A 17436-nucleotide genomic window follows, 5' to 3' on the forward strand; every position below is an offset into this window, starting at 1 on the left:
CTGCCCCGGTCAGTAGCACGATGAGCGGCTCACCACAGAATTGGGCATCCCAATCGTCCCCTCATTCCCGCGATGCAAGTGAGGCAGTCGTGTCGCAAGGCTGCGCAGCCTCTAAAAATTGAAGCATGGTCCGTGTAAAGGCATCGGGGCTGTCCACATTGGAGATATGGGCTGCTCCTTGAATTAAATGATACTGCCCCAGTGGCGCTCGCTCTGCCATGGTGCGGCTGAGTTCCTGCGGTGACATGCGATCAAGTTCGCCTGCCACAAAGAGGACCGGCATCGCCAGATTCCGAATGCGATCCGAGAAGTCAAAATCGGTGATTCCGCGTGCAACATGCGCCAGCGATGGGCCATCAGCACCTGCGGCAATGCCATGCCAGACCTGCCAGGTACGCAACCCCTCCGCCGTTTTCTGAAAGCCCGGCGATACCAGCGATGGCCAGTTCTGCTCCAATCGCAGCACCGGACCATGGGGCAACTCGAACGTCCGGGCCCACCCTTCGGCCATGGATTTGAACTCCGGGGTTGCGGTCCGGTCAAAACTGTTCGCAACAATCATGCGGCCGATACGCTGCGGATGGCGAAGCCCCAGTTCCAGCGCCACCATCCCGCCCAACGAGAGGCCGACAACATCGAGCCGGTCGAGACCCAAATGGTCCATCAACGCCTCGCTATCATCGGCAATGTCCTTCACACCAAACGGGGCCGACACGCTGCCCGAGACGCCATGCCCCGCGTGGTCCGGCACGATGGCCCGATAACCGGCGGCCATCAGCGCGGGCACCTGCGGCGCCCAGGCTCGGCCCGAATTGCTAATGCCATGGAGCAGGAGAACCGGTCGCCCTTGCCCCATGTCGACAAAATAATTGGTGCGACCCTGCACTGTGAAAAAGGCCATGATTGTTTCCTTTCGATGGTTCAGTCAGATTGCTCGCCGGTCCGCAGGCCCAATGCCGCCTGCATCCGCTTGGAACCGGGCAGGCACAATCCCATGAGCAGTACCGGCAAACTGGTCAGCATATCGTCCAGCCCTGCCTCGCTCTGCGTCAGGCCGAGCAATGGCCCGATCGAGGCCGGCCTGGGGCGCAGATCGATGCCGGAGCGCAGGATCACGGCCGCAAGCAGCAGCCAGCCGGAAGATTTTGGCATGATGACATTCCGATAGGATGGTCGCGCTTGCGCTTGGGCTCATTCCCAATATGTCTCTACATAGAGATATATATCTTGATGTCAAGATATTTGGCGATGGACAGGGTGCCACCGCCGACCAGAACGCCAATGCGCAGCTTTACAAGATCACGTCCGCGCAAATTGCTGGCGATGGGAAGGTCGAACAAGGCGCGGTCGCGGCGGTCTTTTTCCTCGCGGCGAGACCGATAGCCGCCAATCAGCGCGTTGATGCGTCGGAAGGGGGATTGCCGCCGCCAAAACCGCTATCCGATGGCTCGAACGGGATCATGCAAAGCGCCCCTGCGTTCATCCAAAACGAAAGGGTTGATCCTTCAGGCAAAACCGTTTCGGACAAAGCTCGGCAATCTTTTCCTTCAAACCTTGTTTGCCGACCTTGGCGTTAATACGTTACCGCCTGCGGTTGCGCGTTCTTTCTGCGCGATCCAAATAGTCCCCAAGGATTTTGATATGAACCCCCTGATCGAAAAGCTGTCCTGGCGCTATGCGACCAAAAAATTCGACCCCGCCAAAGCCGTCCCGACCGAAAGCGTCGAACGGATCATCGAGGCCGTTCGCCTGACCGCAACCTCGAGCGGTCTCCAGCCCTTCGAACTGCTGCTGGTAACGAACCCGGAAGTTCGCCAGAAGATCCGCGCCGTATCGTGGAATCAGGCGCAGATCACCGATTGTTCGCATTTGCTGGTGTTTGCCGCGTGGGACGACATCACGCCCGAGCGGGTCAACATGATGTTCGACCTGACCAATGAAGTGCGCGGCTTTGTCAATGAAGGCTGGGAAAATTACCGTCAGCAGTTGCTGGGCATCGTTGGCGCAAGGGGCACCGAGGCAAATTATCAGGCAGCGGCGCGCCAAGCCTATATCGGTTTGGGATCGGCATTGGCGGCGGCCGCTTTCGAAGAAGTCGATGCCACGCCGATGGAAGGCTTCGATCCAGAGGCTGTTGACGAAATACTGGGCCTTAAAGCACGTCATCTGCGCAGCGTGATCCTGCTTCCGCTCGGCTATCGGCAAGCCGAGGGCGACTGGCTCGTCAATCTCAAGAAGGTCCGCCGTGATCGCAATGCTTTTGTGACCGAAGTCCAATAGCAATGACCCGTAATGGCGGCATACCCCGTCGGGTTGCCGCCATTACGGCGCCGGGCCAGACGAATGGCGGGCAGCCGCCCTAGCCAATGCTTTTGTCCGCAACATCGGCTGCCGAACCCGCAGAGGAAACCGCACCGCAGGAATGCCATGACGTCGTTGTGAAGGCCAAGGCTATCGACCAGCTTCCCGGCAATATCACCCAGCTGCGATGATTGTATCATCATACACTGGCCATGGTTCCTTGGCCTCAAGGTGGCGAAAGTCCTGAAGGGCCCTTCGAAATCACCAGCGATAATAGTGATGATGGTGATGGTGATGATGATGGTGGTGATGATGGTATACCGGCCGCGGGACCCAGCCCCACCCATTCCAAACATAGCCGTTATCATAGAACCAACGCGCACTGTGGTGATGGTGGTGATGGTGGTGATGATGATGGTAGTAGCGGCCGTCGCCGCCCCAATACTGGGCTTCGATCAGGCGCGGCTGGGCCGCCGCAGCGGCATCTGCGGCGTTCAGACGGGCAGCGGCATCGGGCACCGGCTCAAACAGATCGGCATAGGACGTCGCCTCCGGCACAGGGGCCGCGAGGGCGGGCGGGGCGGCGAAGGCAGAGGCGGCAATGGCCAAGGCCGCTGCGCCTGAGAGAATATGTTTCTTACCGGTCATACGCTTGCTCCTTGCGTCACGACGCGGAAGACCAAGGGGCTCCCGCTTCACTGGCAACAAACGCAGACATAATGGGGCGGGCTTGACCCATCGCTGAACCCGCCCGACATCCGAAGTTCAGCAAGCGCTGCCTGCCGCGCCGTGGCGACTACTCACCGCTTTTCTGCTTGGCATGAGCGCGGGCCGCCCTCGCCATGTTGCGATATGTCCCGTCGAACACGGTGTTCGTCGAGGAAAGCCAGCGTGTCCCCTCGGCCAGAGCATCGCGGCTTGCCGAAAGCCGACGCGATCGCATTTCCCGTTGCGCGGCGTCTTCCCGTCCCATTGCCTGCAGCTCAAGGTCCGGTTCGGAGGGAATGCAGATGAAGCTGATGAAAGGCTCGCCCTTGCGAAACACATGCGTGGTTCCGGGCGGCGGGGCCTTGAAGATGCAGAAATTGATCATCGGCCACCACTCGCTCCGGATCAGCGCCGGAACCGCAAGTGGGGTCGAGTTGGTCGCGTCGGTGAAGAAGCGGGGGTGCGGTTCACAACGGATCGCCCATCCCGGCGGCGCGGCCAGGTCAAGCGAGAGCTGATAGGAATAATAGTCCTCGCCAAAGGCGCGGAACGGCGGCCACATCGCCCCTTCCTCTGGCGGGGCGCCCCAATCGGCCTCCAGCACGACTTTGCCGTCGACCGAGCGCACGCGAAGTTCCGGGTCGAAGGGATAGAGCAGTTCCACGCCGTAGCGCGCGCTCTCCGAAAAGGGGATACAGTGCCAGGGCTGTTCGTGACTGCCGTCGACGCGTTGTTCGGAGGCGCCTGCCCATCCGGGCACGGTGATGCGGATTTGCTGCGGATCGGAACGATCACCATAGGATCGATAGCTGACAACGGGCACGCGACTTCTCCACCATTGGCCTTTGCACTGTGTGGGTATTCAGACCGCAAATGAACACCCGATGAGCATGAAGCTGCTGCTTTCATCACAAGGCGCCAACGGGTGCATGTCAGAGCCCCTGCACCCACGGCGCGCCCAACCCACCGGCGATCAGTGCCCCAGGCTATAGAGGCGCTTGGCCCCGCTCCGACTTTATGCGTTGATCCAGCGCCTTGCGTGAACGCTCGACATAGGCGCGGCAGGCGCCGGGCTGGTTGTTGTATCGGCCTTTGCCCGCATTGTCGGGATGGGCCGAAATCAGGATATCGCAGGGCGTCGCGCTCATCGCGGCATAGCTGCTGCGGAAACCGGCGATGATCGGGCGGGCGCGCGGTGCCGTATAGCGATAATCGTCGGTCGAAACCGGGTTCAGACTGGAGGCGAACACAATCGTCCGGCATGCCCGCCCTTCGCACGATTGCCAGCGCCAGCTCATGCTGCCCATCGTATGCCCCGGCGTCGCCAGTGCGGTGATGGTTGTGTTGCCCAGCCGCAAAGTCTGGCCGCCACGGATCACCTGCACCTTTGCAACCGCCGGCCAGGAGGAATTATAGCCACGCTGCGGATCATCCGGCGCCATGCGACCGGCCATCAGCCCTTGCGCGCCGCGCGGACTGGCAAGAACGGTGGCGCCGGTATCGCGCGCCAATGCTGAGATCCCGCCCGCATGGTCGAAATGGGGTTCGGTGCTCAGAATATATTTGATGTCACGCGGGCGAAAGCCAAGCCGCTTGACGTTGTTGAGAATGGCAGGCGCCGCCTGCGGCAGGGCGCCGTCGATCAGGATCAGGCCTGCGCCTGTATCAATCAAGGCAACACTCAGGCCGCCAAAGCCAACAAGGTAACTATTGCCAAAGATCTTCTCCGGCGCCGCCGGGACCAGCCATTCGGCGGTATGAGAGCCGATGATCGGCTTTGTCAGCGGATCTTGAGCCGGTTGCGCTGATGCGCTGATCGGGGCCAACAAAGCTGCCAGCGCGCCCGCTATCCATGGTGTTTTCGACATTCGCACGTCTCCTTCGCGGCAAAAACTGCGGCAGGGGAGGCGCCGAAACAAAGCATCATTTCTCGACAGAGCCATGAGCTTGCTTCATACCTTGGCGATGCACCGCGCCCAGCTCCCCCTCAACGCCCTGCGCGCTTTCGAGGCGGCGGCGCGCCATCTGAACTTTACCCGCGCGGCCATCGAACTGTGCGTCAGCCAGGGAGCCGTCAGCCATCAGGTCGCGCAATTGGAGCGGCGGCTCGGCACGCGTCTGTTTCATCGCCTGCCGCGCGGCCTTGCGCTGACCGATGATGGACAGGCGCTGGTGCCGGTGCTGGCCGACATGTTCGACCGGGTGGGCGCGGTGCTCGACCAATATGCGGACGGACGGTTTCGCGCCGTGCTCAACATCGGCGTGGTCGGCACCTTTGCAACCGGCTGGCTGCTCCACCGGCTGGATGGGTTCACGCGCGCCTGCCCTCACATCGACCTGCGCGTTTCAACCAACAACAATCGCGTCGACATCGCAGCCGAAGCACTCGATTTTGCAATCCGGTTCGGAGACGGCGCCTGGCATGGCACCTTTGCCGAACCTCTGTTTGAGGCCAGCCTGACCCCGCTGTGTGCGCCATCCATCGCCGCCCGCCTGAGCAGTCCGCGCGACCTCGCGCAGGAGGCGCTGCTGCGTTCGTATCGGCCCGATGAATGGCGCCGCTGGTTCGAGGCGGCGGGCAGCCCGCAACCCGTGTTGCGCGGCCCGGTGTTCGACAGTTCCGCCTTGATGGTCGCGGCGGCGGCCAATGGCTTGGGTGTGGCGCTGGCGCCCGCCGCCATGTTCACCCGCGAATTGATCGCCGAACGTCTGGTCCAGCCCTTCGACATTACGGTCGATGCCGGACGCTACTGGCTGACGCGGCTCCTCTCCCGCAAGGAAAGCGACGCCATGCGGTCCTTCCGCCACTGGCTGCTGCACGAAGCTGCCGCAGAAGCGCCAGTAGCTTCCAATTGATACATTCCAAACGGTAGTTGGTTCACCTGCGCTCGGTGTACCTGAATTGGGATAAAGCGGCGATGGAGAGTTCCTTCTCTTCCCTCAAGACCGAACGGGACCGCAAGAAGATCTATCGGTCACACGAGAGCGCCAAGCCGCCACTTCTCAGCATATGGGAAGCGGACAAAAGGGGGCATCTCATCAATTCACAGCGCTGCCCTAAGAGACCAGCGGCGCAGAACGCAACGAAATGCCCACAAACCCTTCAGTTGCCGGGATCAGCGGTCTTTATCGCCGGGCCAGCTCCAATGTGATCGGCCTGATCTTTGGCCTGGACACCCTCGGTAAAGGTGCTGTCGAGCTCTGGCAGCATGGTCTTGTTCCAGTCCTGCCACATCCCCGCCAGTCGAGCGAAGTCTTCAGGCCTGCGCTGCTTGAGGTTGGCTCGCTCCAGAGGATCACTCACGACATCGAAGAGATAGGTATTGTCCGCGATCTTCAGGAACTTGAGGTCACCATCACGAAGGGCGCGCTGATGATTGGCCTTATAGCGCCAATAAAGCGTCCGCTTGACGTCTGTGCCGCCTCGCAAGGACGGGAGGAGGTCCATGCCGTCCAGCGGATATTTTTCGTCCGGCCTGACCCCGGCGGCGGACAGCAAGGTTGCCACCCAGTCCATCGTGATGCTGACCTGATTGTTCGTCGTGCCCTGAGGCAGGCCGTTGGGCCAGGAAATGATCGAAGGCACACGCAGGCCCCCTTCGAGCAGCTCGGTCTTTTGCCCGCTGAACGGCCAGGTATCGGCAAAACGCTCGCCACCATTGTCGCTGGTGAACACGACGATAGTGTCTTCCCTCAGCTTGTGCGCATCAAGCGCCGACAGGATCCGGCCCACCTCGGCATCCATCGCCTCGATCATTTTGGCATAGGTTGCGTTGCTTCCGCCGTCCAGATCACGAAGGCCGGTCCCGCCGATGCGCTCTGATTCCGCCTGATCGCCGGGGCCTTCCCACGGCCAATGGGGAGCGTTGAAATGAACGCTCAGGTAGAAGGGCTTGTCCAAAGCCGCACTGCGCTCAATGAAGTCCGCAGCATGTTCACCCAGCTGGTTCGTCAGATAACCGGGGATCTTGACAGGCTCATCATTGCGCCAAAGATCGTCGTTGTCGCGTGAGCCCTTGTGCGAAAAATAATCGAGGGCGCCGCCCCGGAAGCCGAAGAATTCCTCGTAACCGCTTTTCAACGGACCGAAATCCGGCAGGCTCCCAAGATGCCACTTCCCCATCAGCGCCGTGCGATAGCCGGACGCTTTCAACATGGAAGGAAGCGTCGGGTGTTCGGGCGGCATTCCAATACCGGCACTGTCACCGGCAATGGGCTCTTCCAGCCCGACGCGCAGGCGGTATTGATAACGCCCGGTGATCAGCGCGGTGCGGGTCGCCGAACACACTGCGGAATTGGCATAGGCCTGCAATTGCCTGACGCCCCGCTTGGCCAGACTGTCGATAGCAGGGGTTCGGACATCGGGCCTGCCGTAGCAACCGACATCCGCATAGCCCATGTCGTCGGCGAGAATGAACACGATGTTTGGGCGACGGCTCTTGCGGGCGGTCGCCCCAAAGCTGGCGGTTGAAACAGCGGACAAAGCGCCCAAGCCCGCTATAGCCCTGCGCCGCGTCGTGGTCATACCCATCATCTACTCCCAAAATCTGCCTTGATTGGTCAGGGGCGGCCGCTAGCCGCCCCCGAGCCGATCACATGTCGAAGCGAAGCCCGACGCGGAAGAAGCGGTCCACCAGGTCATAAGTGGCGGCCGCCCGCCCGATCGAAGTCTGCAACTGGGTGGTCGTGGTCAGCGAAATCGGCGGCGCCTTGTCGAAAAGGTTGTCCGCCGAGAAGAACAGCTCCATCTTGGTGTTGTTGACCCGAATTTTTGCCGTTGCCGACACATCGAAGTAGCTTACGGCCGGAACATTGTTGTTGGCAATGTCGGCCGAGGTATAGGCCGCATCAATCACCCCGGCTCCGATATAGCGATGACGGAGCGAGAGGCCGAAGTGCTCATTGTCGAAGTTGGCCGAGTTGAATCCACGCCAACGCGTGGGCCCGTTGCCCTGGCCGACTTCGCCGATGAGATCGTCAATCAGACCATTGTCGCGGCCGATCGGTGAATCCTTGAAGATGGGAACGGCCACTTCGGCGAACCCTTCCTTCACGTCATACCCGCCCGACGACGACTTGTAATTGCCGACCGCAATGGTGTTCGCGGGCTGGGTTCCGCCCGGCACATAGGCGGGGTTCTGCATGAACTTCAGGCCATTATACCAAGGGCGCGAATCCACGCGGTCGACACTCCCGATGCTGGAGTAGGATCCGCTGACGACGATATGCCCGCGCCCGTCGGCGAACTTGGCCCGCCTGAAAGTTCGGCCTTGTATTCGGGTGCATCGCCATAGGTCGAGATGCCCGCCTGAGCCTGGCCCTTGATGCCGGTATAGTCAGTATCGAGAACAAGGTTGACGACGCCGGCCACAGCATCAGAACCCCACGCGGCCGAAGCACCGCCCGTCACGATGTCCACGCGCTTCAACAAGGCGGTTGGCAACAGGTTGAGATAAGCGGCAATACTCGCCTGCGGCGCGGCCTGGAGCGCCTTTTCGTCAACAACGGTGGTTGGCGTGGGAGCCTGACCCCCCCTTGGCAATCCGCGAGCCGGTGACCACGATGGCCGCGTCCTGGGCGGAGGTATCCTGTTGTTTTGCGGCCTGCGCGAAGGCGGCTTCGCACGCCATCACCTGAACCAATGCCAGCAGCAATGGCTTTTGCGCACTGCTTCTCATGTCTTTCCCTCTCACTTTTATCGGTGCCGTCAGAAGCGGCATTCTTTTTTCGCGCTTAGCCTTCACCCAACTGCGGCCCGGAATACGACGACCACGAGAGCCGTTATGCCGGGCGCGGAACCAGCCAGCCTGCGAGCTGAGGGCAATGGGATGGAGACCGACAGCCAAGCCCTTGGCCTTTTTTCCGCGACGCTGTCGGCTCGGTTCAAGGACGCCTATATGGCTGGCATGATCGAACTCGATCAGTTCGGCGCGGACGACGCGCCGCAGAAAGCCGAGAAGGTGGTGCTCGCCACCAAGCTGATCCGTTCGGTGGTTGATCGCGCGATCGTGTCGCCAGCCGACGAAAAGCAGAAATCACCTTTCGAACGAAGGGCGATGAAGGTCGAGATCGTCGATGGACTGGATGCTCTGTTGAGCACGGCGACTGATCGCCTCATCACCACTCCCGTTGGGGAGGGTTGTGGTAGCGGAGGAGGGACTCGAACCCCCGACACGCGGATTATGATTCCGCTGCTCTAACCTGCTGAGCTACTCCGCCCCATGACTGGCGGCGACCGTGTCGGTCACCATTGCCCGGTGCAGGCGGCGCGAATAGCCACGCATCGCCCATGCGTCAACAGCCCATTGCATGTTTGGCGAAATTTTTTTCAAAACGGTCCAGGCGACCATCCGCCACCCCTGCCCGGCCTGATGCGGATGCTTGCGCATAACGGAGGCCTCTGTCACATTCCGGGCAGATCAGGGAGGTGGCCCGTGCCGAAAATGGCCAGACAGCAACGCATGATCGCCATCGCTCTGGTGCTGTGGAACGCGGTAGGCGTGGCCATGTGGGCGCTTCAATCCAGCACCAGCCCGGAAACGCTGGCGCAGGGCGACGAGGTGCAGATCGAGGTATGGCGCGCCATGCCGCTCTGGGCATGGATCGCCTATGCGGTGGCCTCTTGGAGCGGCCTGCTGGGCGCGGTGGCACTGCTGCTGCAACGGCGGGTCGCGGTGTGGCTGTTTGCCGCCTCGATCGTCGGGATCGTCGCGCAATTCAGCTATGCGCTGGTGCTGTCCCCGCTGGTGCAGGCCAAGGGGCCGGGCGTGATCGCCTTCCCGGTGGTGATCCTGGTCATCGCGCTGGGCTCGATGGCCTATGCCCATGCCGCCGCCGGGCGCGATCTGCTGAGCTAGATCTCGCCTCGCTGCCGGCGGATGGCGAACCAGCGCTCGACATTCCTGTTATGCTCTTCCAACGTATTGGCAAAGGCATGGCCCTTGGTGCCGTCGGCCACCATATAGAGCGCCTGCGTCTTGGCCGGGTGCAGCACGGCATGGATCGAATCGCGCCCCGGATTGGTGATCGGCCCCTTGGGCAGACCGATCATCGAATAGGTGTTGTAATCATTCTTCGCCGCAATCTCGCTCTGCTTGATGCGGCGACCCAGCGGCTTGCCCTGTGTGATGGGATAGATGATCGTCGGGTCGGCCTGCAGCATGATATGCTGGCGCAGGCGGTTCGAATAGAGGCCCGCGACCATCGCGCGCTCTTCGGGCTTGCCGGTTTCCTTTTCGACGATGGAGGCCAGCGTGAGCGCCTCCTCCGGCGTCTTGGCCACTGTGTCGGGGCTGCGCGCGGCCCATTCCTCGGCCAGCACCTTGGTCATCGCCGCCTGCATCGTGGCCACCACCGAGGCGCGGGTGGCGCCCTTCTTGATGTCATAGGTGTCGGGCAGGATGCTGCCCTCACGCGGGGCGTCAACCGTACCGATCAGGTCGGGATTGGCCAGCAGCTTCTCCTTGACCATGATTGAGGGCAGCCCCTCGGCAATGGTGACAAAGCGGCGCAGCACCTGATCGCCGGTGATGATGGCCAGGATCTGCTGCTCGCTGGCACCCTTAGGCAGCAGGAATTCGCCCGCCTTGATGCCGCCTCCGGCCCGCATCAGCTTGGCATGGAAACGCAGCGCCCGCGCCGAATAGATCGCCCCCTCGCGTTGCAGCTTGGCCGCCACCACCGTCAGACCCGCACCGTCAGGCACGGTAAAGGCACGGTCCTGCGGCAAAGGCCCCGCCCCATACCAGCCATGCAGCAGGCTGGCCACCGGAGCGCCAATGGCCAGCGCGGCCGCGCCAAGAACGATCAGGACGGGTTTCTTCATGGGCGCTTCGGGCTCTCTTCTGCCTGATGCCAGATACAGATAAGGCGAGCCCCCAAAGGCGCCCGCCACCGCTTGTTACACAGGTGGGGACGGAGGCGCCCGATGGCAAGCCCCCGTCCCTTCACACCCTGCTTAGTCTTCCAGAGCCTTCACAACAACGCTGGCATTAGTGCCGCCAAAGCCGAAGCTGTTGTTGAGGGCCGCGCGCACGCGGCGCTTCTTGGCCACGTGAGGCACCAGATCGACGCCCTCGGTGCCTTCGTCAGGATTATCCAGATTAAGCGTGGGAGGCACGATCTGGTCGCGGATGGCCAGAATGCAGAAGATGGTTTCCACCGCGCCCGCGCCGCCCAGCAGGTGGCCGATGGCGCTCTTGGTCGAGGACATCGAAACATTGCCGATAGCATCGCCGAACAGGCGCTTGACCGAGGCCAGTTCAATCGTGTCGGCCATGGTCGAGGTGCCATGCGCGTTGACATAATCGATGTCGGCAGGCGTCATGCCCGCCTTCTTCAGCGCCATTTCCATCGAGCGGAACGCCCCGAAACCTTCCGGATGCGGCGCCGTCACATGATAGGCATCCCCCGACAGGCCATAGCCGACCACTTCGGCATAGATCTTCGCGCCGCGCGCCTTGGCATGCTCATATTCCTCCAGCACGACCACGCCCGCGCCCTCACCCATGACGAAACCGTCGCGGTCCTTGTCATAGGGGCGGCTGGCCTGTTCGGGCCGGTCGTTAAAGCTGCAATTGAGCGCCTTGGCCTGAGCGAAACCGGCAATGCCGATCGGGCACACGGTCGATTCCGCGCCGCCAGCCAGCATGATGTCGGCATCATCGTCGCGGATCATGCGCGCGGCATCGCCAATCGAATGGGCGCCGGTCGAGCAGGCCGTGACCACTGCATGATTCGGCCCCATCAGGCCATACTTGATCGAAACCTGACCCGAGATCAGGTTGATCAGGCGGCCATGGACGAAATGCGGCGAAACGCGGCCCGGCCCCTTGTTGGCCAGCACCAGCGATTCGCTTTCGATACCGGGCAGACCGCCGATGCCGCTGCCGATCGAGCAGCCCATGCGCAGGCGCATTTCTTCAGGCGCGTCCACCAGACCGGCGTCTTCCAGCGCCTGACCCGCTGCATCAATGCCGAAAACAATAAAGGGATCGACCTGACGCTGGATCTTGTGATCGACGCGCTTGCTCGCATCGAAACCATATTCGTGGTCGGCCGGCTTCACTTCGCAAGCGATATGGCACTTTTGCGCCGACGCATCGAACTTGGTGATCTTGCCCGCGCCGGACTTGCCGGCAAGGATATTTGCCCAGGCGGTTTCCACGTCAGCGCCCAGCGGGGTGACCAGACCAAGCCCGGTGACGACAACACGACGCATTCTCGATTCTCCCTCTGCCCCATCGGCAGACCATACCGACCAGCCGTTGCGGCAGCAAACAGCGACCCAACAAGCGCTTATTCTGGCCAAATGTCCAATAACAAGCAAGCCCGGCCCGATTAAGCGGACCGGGCCTGATTATGACCCCAAAGGTCGACGCCGATCAAAGGTTCAGGCCCGGGCCATCCCCCATTTCGGCGCAGGACCTGCGGGGCGACATCATCCCGCCCCTTAACGGACGGGTGCATCAGCCCCACCGGCCCTTTGGCAAAATCAGCCCTTGTTCGCCTCGATGAAGGCGATGGCGTCATTGACCGTGGCAATCTTTTCGGCGGCATCGTCGGGAATTTCCACGCCGAATTCTTCTTCGAAAGCCATCACCAGTTCAACGATGTCGAGCGAGTCAGCGCCCAGATCGTCGATGAAGCTGGCGTCGGCGACGACCTTGTCTTCTTCAACGCCGAGGTGTTCGACAACGATCTTCTTAACCTGCGCCTCGATGGTGCTCATGATATTCCCCTTACGAAAAGCGGCGAAATTGTGAAACTCAATGCGCGCCCCTAATGGGTGGCGCGCAGACTGGCAAGCGGGATTGCACATCACAACCGTGCCAACCCTCATCGCACCTCAATTGTCGCCCCACTTGGCCGGTGTCAGCCTTGTTTTTCATCCACCGCAGGAGAGGGCCCGTCATGGGAATGCAAGTCCGGCTGATCTCAACAGTTCGCCCTGTCGGGGATGCAATGAGCCGATTCGTGCATTTTCATCGCTCAATGGGCTTTTCGCGCCGGATCGTGTTTTTCGACGATTCCGACGAGCTTTAGCCCGACGAACTCTGGCGCGGCGCGTGTCGGGCGACGCCATCGCCGAGGAGGAGGCCTATGACCGCTTCCACCGCCTCTCGCCTCAGGTTTTGGCATGGGCAAAAAAGAAGGACTGGCCGAGCGTATCGTGCTCGACCAGTCCTTGCTTGAACCGTAATGTCCCGGAAGATCAGCCCTTGGGCTGTTCCACCACGCGGATATGAAGCTCGCGAAGCTGCTTCAGACTGGCGGGAGCAGGCGCGTTCATCAGCAGATCCTCGGCGCGCTGGTTCATCGGGAACAGCGTGATTTCGCGCAGGTTCTGCGCGCCGCAAATCAGCATGACGATGCGGTCCACACCAGCGGCCATACCGCCATGCGGCGGGGCGCCATACTGGAACGCGCGATACATGCCGCCAAAGCGCTCTTCCACATCCTGCTTGGACAGACCGACCGTTTCGAACGCCTTGACCATCAGGTCCGGGTGCTGGTTACGGATCGAACCCGAGGCGATTTCGAAGCCGTTGCAGACGAGGTCATACTGGAATGCCTTGATGGACAGCGGATCGCGCCCATCGGTCAGCGCTTCCAGACCGCCCTGCGGCATCGAGAAGGGGTTATGGGCGAAATCGATGCTGCCCGGCTCCTCGCCTTCCTCGAAGAAGGGGAAGTCGACAATCCAGCACAGCTCGAACTTGTTTTCGTCGATCAGGCCCAACAGCGTGCCGACGCGGGTGCGCGCCGCGCCTGCCAGCTTGGCGGCCTGATCGGGCTTGCCTGCGGCAAAGAACAGGCCGTCATCGGCGCCAAGGCCCAGTTCGGCATAGAGCTTTTCCATGCCCTCGGTGCCGTGGTTCTTGGCGATGGGGCCGCCGAATTCGCCGCCCTTGCGCGTGACATAGCCAAGCCCGGCATGGCCTTCGCTGCGCGCCCATTCGTTCATTTCGTCAAAGAACTTGCGGCTCTTGTCCGCCGTGTTCGGAGCCGGAATGGCGCGCACAACGCCGCCCGTGCCGACGATCTTTTCAAACAGGCCAAAGCCGCTGGTCGTGAAGTGATGCGACACGTCCGAGATCAGGATCGGGTTGCGCAGGTCGGGCTTGTCGCTGCCATAGCGCAGGATCGCATCGTCATAGGCAATGCGCGGGAAGCTGCCGATGGGGGTCACGCTGCGGCCGTCGGCAAACTTTTCAAAGATGCCGCCGATCACCGGCTCCATCGTTTCCCAGACTTCTTCCTGCGTGACAAAGCTCATTTCGAGGTCAAGCTGATAGAATTCGCCCGGCAGACGGTCCGCGCGCGGATCTTCGTCGCGGAAGCAGGGGGCGATCTGGAAATAGCGGTCGAAACCGGCCACCATCAGCAATTGCTTGTACTGCTGCGGCGCCTGGGGCAGCGCGAAGAAGGTGCCGGGGTGGATACGGCTGGGCACGAGGAAGTCGCGCGCGCCTTCGGGGCTGGACGCGGTCAGGATCGGCGTCGAATATTCGGTGAAGCCGATGTCCTCCATCGCGCGGCGCATCGAGGAGATGACCTTGGTGCGCTTGACGATATTGGCATGCAGCGTTTCGCGGCGCAGGTCGAGGAAGCGGTACTTCAACCGGATTTCCTCGGGATATTCCTGCTCGCCCGCCACCGGCATCGGCAGTTCCTCGGCGCGGCTCAGCACATTGGCCTCGCGGGCAAAGACCTCGATGCTGCCGGTGGGCAGGTTGGGGTTCACGGTGCCTTCGCTGCGCGCCTTGACCGTGCCGTTGATCGTCACGACGCTTTCCACGCGCAGCGACTCAAGCACGGGCAGCGCCGCGCTGTCGCTGTCGGCCACGATCTGGGTGATGCCGTAATGGTCGCGCAGGTCGACGAACAGCACCCCGCCATGGTCACGCTTGCGGTGGACCCAGCCGGAGAGGCGGACATTCTGACCCACGGCATCCGCATTGAGCGCGCCGCAGGTGTGCGAGCGATAGGGATGCGCCTGTGTGTTGGGCGAGGACATGACAACTCTTTCCATTCTTGCGCCAATCGGGCAGGGATAGGGGATTCCTGCCCATTGCTGGACAGGCTGATGCGCGGCTAACAGGCGATGGCCGCGCTTTTGTCAAGCCGACAGGGTCGAAGACCGGCCCAAAACCGCCCGCTGATATGCGCTTTTCACGCTGTCGGCAGGCTCCGGCCCGCATCCGGGCCAACCATCAAGCCGACCTCTAGGGGTTGGCGCATAGAAAAGAAACCGATGAAGATTCACAAGCTCATCACCACTTCCGACGCGCTGGCCGATCTTTGCAGCCGTCTGGCGAAATCAGAATTCGTCTGCGTCGATACCGAATTCATGCGCGAGAGCACCTATTGGCCCGAACTGTGTCTGATCCAGATCGCCGACGCCAATGAAGCCGCCGCCATCGATCCCAAGGCGCCCGACCTCGATCTGTCCCCGCTGCTCGACCTGCTGGTGGACAACGAGGATGTGCTCAAGATCTTCCATGCGGGCGGGCAGGATGTGGAAATCATCTACAACCTGACCGGCAAGACCCCTCACCCGATCTTCGACACCCAGATCGCGATGATGGCCATCAGCCAGAGCGAGCAGATCGGGTATTCCAATCTGGTCGAAAGCTGGCTGGGGCTGGTGATCGACAAGGGCGCGCGTTTCACCGACTGGAGCCGCCGCCCGTTGACCGAGCGCCAGATCGAATATGCGATCGGCGACGTCACCCATCTTTCCAAGATCTTTCCCAAGATCCTGAAACGCCTGATCAAAACCGGGCGCGGGCAATGGCTGGACGCGGAAATGGAGCGTCTGGCCGACCCCGACAATTACCGCAACGATGCCCAGAGCGCGTGGCTCAAAATCAAGGCCGCGGGGCGCAATCCGGCCATGCTGGGCCGTTTGCGCGCGATTGCCGCATGGCGCGAATATGAGGCGCAGGACAAGAACATCCCGCGCGGCCGCATCGCCCGCGATGAAACGCTGGCCGATATTGCCAGCCATCCGCCCAAGACTCAGGCCGATCTGGCCAAGGTGCGCGGGCTTTCCACCGGCTGGAAGGACAATGACATCGGCAAGCGGCTGATGCAGACTCTGGCCGATGCCCAGCCATTGAGCGAGGCCGAAATGCCGCCCAAGACCCCGCGCGGGGCACCGCTGGGCAAGGAAGGCGCGCTGGTGGCCGATCTGCTCAAGCTGCTCTTGAAAATCCGGGCGCGCGAAATTGACGTGGCCGCCCGCCTGCTGGCGCGCAGCGACGATCTGGAACTGCTGGCCGCCGGCGTGCGCAAAGGGGTCAGCGTGCTGGAAGGCTGGCGCTATGGCGTGTTTGGCCGCGATGCGCTCGATCTGGTCGAGGGCAAGCTGGCCTTTGCCGTGGTCAACGGGCGGCTGAAAATGACCCATGTCGACGAATTGCACGGCGACATGCGGGAAGCCAATCCCGAAACACCCGCCGTTGAACAGGAAGCGGGCGAGGAAGAATGAGCGTTTACCAGCCCACGCTCAAACAGTTGCAATATCTGGTCGCGCTGCATGAACATGGCCATTTCGGCCGGGCGGCGGAGGCTTGCTTTGTCTCGCAATCGACGCTCTCGGCGGGTCTGCGCGATCTGGAAACGCTGCTGGGCGTGGTGCTGGTCGAGCGGACGAAGCGCAATGTGCGTTTTACGCCGCTGGGCAATGCGGTGGTGGAAAAATCGCACCGGATTTTGCGCGAGGCCGAGGAATTGTCCGACCTCATCCACTCCTCGTCCCAGCCTTTGTCGGGCGAGGTGCGGATGAGTGTGATCCCCACGATCGCGCCCTTCCTCTTGCCGCGCATGTTGCCTCGGCTGCGGCGCGAGCGGCCCAATCTCAAGCTCTTCCTGCGCGAGGAACCCAGCGCGCAGGCCATCGAATCGCTCCATCACGGGCGGGCCGATTGCGTGCTGCTGGCCCTGCCCTTTGCCACGGGCGAGGTGGAGAAGGAAACCATCGAGCTGGACGCGCTCTTCGTCGCCTTCCCCAAGGACGACCCGCGCGACCCGCCCGCCGAAATCAGCCCCGACCTGATCGACGAGCACCGGCTGCTGCTGCTCGAGGATGGCCATTGCCTGAAGGAGCATGCGCTGGCGGCCTGTAACCGCCCCGAATTGCGCGCTTCGGCCACGATGATCGGCACCTCGCTGCACACGCTGGTGCAGATGGTGGACAATGGGCTGGGCCTGACCATGCTGCCCGAAATGGCGCTGGATGCGGGGATCCTGAACGGGACAAATGTGGTGGCCCGCCCCCTGCGTTCGGACAGCGCAAACCGCGAAATCGCGCTGGTCTGGCGGCGGCAATCGCCTCGGTCGGAGGAGTTCCGCATGTTGGCCGAGGAGCTGCGCGCGGGATAAGGCATATTGCATAACGCGTAATATTCTGTCATGATTGAG

Annotated in this window: 19 protein-coding genes, 1 tRNA gene and 1 pseudogene; 5 read left to right on the plus strand and 16 right to left on the minus strand. The window is 61.9% G+C overall.

All coding sequences use genetic code 11. The features are described from left to right. Positions 1 to 61: 61 nt before the first annotated feature. The 3 genes and pseudogenes from FHW92_RS13920 to FHW92_RS25775 form a co-directional block, all read right to left on the minus strand. Entirely contained in the window at positions 62 to 901 is an 840-nt protein-coding gene (locus FHW92_RS13920; RefSeq protein WP_168603860.1) for an alpha/beta fold hydrolase, read from the minus strand. A 20-nt stretch (positions 902 to 921) separates the two neighbouring features. After that, entirely contained in the window at positions 922 to 1152 is a 231-nt protein-coding gene (locus FHW92_RS13925) for a hypothetical protein (protein ID WP_168603861.1), read from the minus strand. Between the two features lie 101 nt (positions 1153 to 1253). After that, positions 1254 to 1352: pseudogene (locus FHW92_RS25775) on the minus strand (integrase); the annotation flags it as partial. Positions 1353 to 1497: 145 nt separating this feature from the next. On the opposite strand from FHW92_RS25775, the gene FHW92_RS13935 reads away from it, so the two are divergent. Then, positions 1498 to 2280 (plus strand): NAD(P)H-dependent oxidoreductase, encoded by a 783-nt coding sequence (locus FHW92_RS13935; RefSeq protein ID WP_246870158.1) that lies wholly within the window; start codon positions 1498 to 1500, stop codon positions 2278 to 2280. Positions 2281 to 2562: 282 nt separating this feature from the next. On the opposite strand, the gene FHW92_RS13940 is transcribed toward FHW92_RS13935, so the two are convergent. From FHW92_RS13940 to bla, 3 genes are all read right to left on the minus strand, one after another. Then, positions 2563 to 2949: a hypothetical protein gene (locus tag FHW92_RS13940; RefSeq protein WP_168603863.1), complete on the minus strand. Its 387-nt coding sequence runs from the start codon at positions 2947 to 2949 to the stop codon at positions 2563 to 2565. Between the two features lie 148 nt (positions 2950 to 3097). Further along, the gene (locus FHW92_RS13945) at positions 3098 to 3832 is read right to left on the minus strand and encodes a hypothetical protein (RefSeq protein WP_168603864.1); all 735 of its coding nucleotides are present in this window, start codon (positions 3830 to 3832) and stop codon (positions 3098 to 3100) included. A 163-nt stretch (positions 3833 to 3995) separates the two neighbouring features. Next, on the minus strand, positions 3996 to 4877 hold the full coding sequence (gene bla / locus FHW92_RS13950) for a subclass B3 metallo-beta-lactamase (protein WP_168603865.1): 882 nt from the start codon (positions 4875 to 4877) through the stop codon (positions 3996 to 3998). 97 nt (positions 4878 to 4974) lie between these two features. Between bla and FHW92_RS13955 the strand changes: the two genes are divergently transcribed. Beyond that, entirely contained in the window at positions 4975 to 5865 is an 891-nt protein-coding gene (locus tag FHW92_RS13955; RefSeq protein ID WP_168604100.1) for a LysR family transcriptional regulator, read from the plus strand. A 247-nt stretch (positions 5866 to 6112) separates the two neighbouring features. Here the strand turns inward: FHW92_RS13955 and FHW92_RS13960 are convergent, their stop codons facing one another. From FHW92_RS13960 to FHW92_RS13985, 6 genes are all read right to left on the minus strand, one after another. Continuing rightward, the gene (locus FHW92_RS13960; RefSeq protein ID WP_210428501.1) at positions 6113 to 7543 is read right to left on the minus strand and encodes a sulfatase-like hydrolase/transferase; all 1431 of its coding nucleotides are present in this window, start codon (positions 7541 to 7543) and stop codon (positions 6113 to 6115) included. A gap of 58 nt (positions 7544 to 7601) precedes the next feature. Then, the gene (locus FHW92_RS25780; protein ID WP_168603867.1) at positions 7602 to 8153 is read right to left on the minus strand and encodes a TonB-dependent receptor; all 552 of its coding nucleotides are present in this window, start codon (positions 8151 to 8153) and stop codon (positions 7602 to 7604) included. A 5-nt stretch (positions 8154 to 8158) separates the two neighbouring features. Further along, a complete protein-coding gene (locus tag FHW92_RS25785) occupies positions 8159 to 8551 on the minus strand; it encodes a TonB-dependent receptor plug domain-containing protein (protein ID WP_246870159.1) in 393 nt (130 codons plus the stop codon). Further along, complete coding sequence (locus FHW92_RS13975; RefSeq protein ID WP_168603868.1) at positions 8508 to 8855, minus strand: hypothetical protein; 348 nt, start codon at positions 8853 to 8855, stop codon at positions 8508 to 8510. The genes FHW92_RS25785 and FHW92_RS13975 overlap by 44 nt, the downstream gene beginning before the upstream one ends. A gap of 74 nt (positions 8856 to 8929) precedes the next feature. Next, positions 8930 to 9127, minus strand: a complete 198-nt coding sequence (locus FHW92_RS13980) for a hypothetical protein (protein WP_168603869.1) — start codon at positions 9125 to 9127, stop codon at positions 8930 to 8932. A gap of 24 nt (positions 9128 to 9151) precedes the next feature. After that, positions 9152 to 9228, minus strand: a tRNA-Met gene (locus tag FHW92_RS13985). A gap of 224 nt (positions 9229 to 9452) precedes the next feature. Between FHW92_RS13985 and FHW92_RS13995 the strand changes: the two genes are divergently transcribed. Next, a complete protein-coding gene (locus tag FHW92_RS13995) occupies positions 9453 to 9866 on the plus strand; it encodes a sugar transporter (RefSeq protein ID WP_168603871.1) in 414 nt (137 codons plus the stop codon). Here the strand turns inward: FHW92_RS13995 and mltG are convergent. The 4 genes from mltG to aspS form a co-directional block, all read right to left on the minus strand. Further along, on the minus strand, positions 9863 to 10834 hold the full coding sequence (gene mltG / locus FHW92_RS14000; protein ID WP_168603872.1) for an endolytic transglycosylase MltG: 972 nt from the start codon (positions 10832 to 10834) through the stop codon (positions 9863 to 9865). The two genes, FHW92_RS13995 and mltG, sit on opposite strands and share 4 nt — an antisense overlap. A gap of 132 nt (positions 10835 to 10966) precedes the next feature. Beyond that, on the minus strand, positions 10967 to 12229 hold the full coding sequence (fabF, locus tag FHW92_RS14005; protein WP_168603873.1) for a beta-ketoacyl-ACP synthase II: 1263 nt from the start codon (positions 12227 to 12229) through the stop codon (positions 10967 to 10969). A 273-nt stretch (positions 12230 to 12502) separates the two neighbouring features. Beyond that, entirely contained in the window at positions 12503 to 12739 is a 237-nt protein-coding gene (locus tag FHW92_RS14010; protein WP_168603874.1) for an acyl carrier protein, read from the minus strand. A 483-nt stretch (positions 12740 to 13222) separates the two neighbouring features. Next, positions 13223 to 15028 (minus strand): aspartate--tRNA ligase, encoded by a 1806-nt coding sequence (gene aspS / locus FHW92_RS14015; RefSeq protein ID WP_168603875.1) that lies wholly within the window; start codon positions 15026 to 15028, stop codon positions 13223 to 13225. Positions 15029 to 15265: 237 nt separating this feature from the next. Between aspS and rnd the strand changes: the two genes are divergently transcribed. Both rnd and FHW92_RS14025 read left to right on the plus strand, forming a co-directional pair. Beyond that, a complete protein-coding gene (gene rnd / locus FHW92_RS14020) occupies positions 15266 to 16504 on the plus strand; it encodes a ribonuclease D (protein WP_168603876.1) in 1239 nt (412 codons plus the stop codon). Next, positions 16501 to 17397 (plus strand): hydrogen peroxide-inducible genes activator, encoded by an 897-nt coding sequence (locus FHW92_RS14025; protein ID WP_168603877.1) that lies wholly within the window; start codon positions 16501 to 16503, stop codon positions 17395 to 17397. The genes rnd and FHW92_RS14025 overlap by 4 nt, the downstream gene beginning before the upstream one ends. Positions 17398 to 17436: the final 39 nt, after the last annotated feature.

This window comes from Novosphingobium sp. SG707 (genome assembly GCF_012275515.1).
Classification (GTDB): domain Bacteria; phylum Pseudomonadota; class Alphaproteobacteria; order Sphingomonadales; family Sphingomonadaceae; genus Novosphingobium.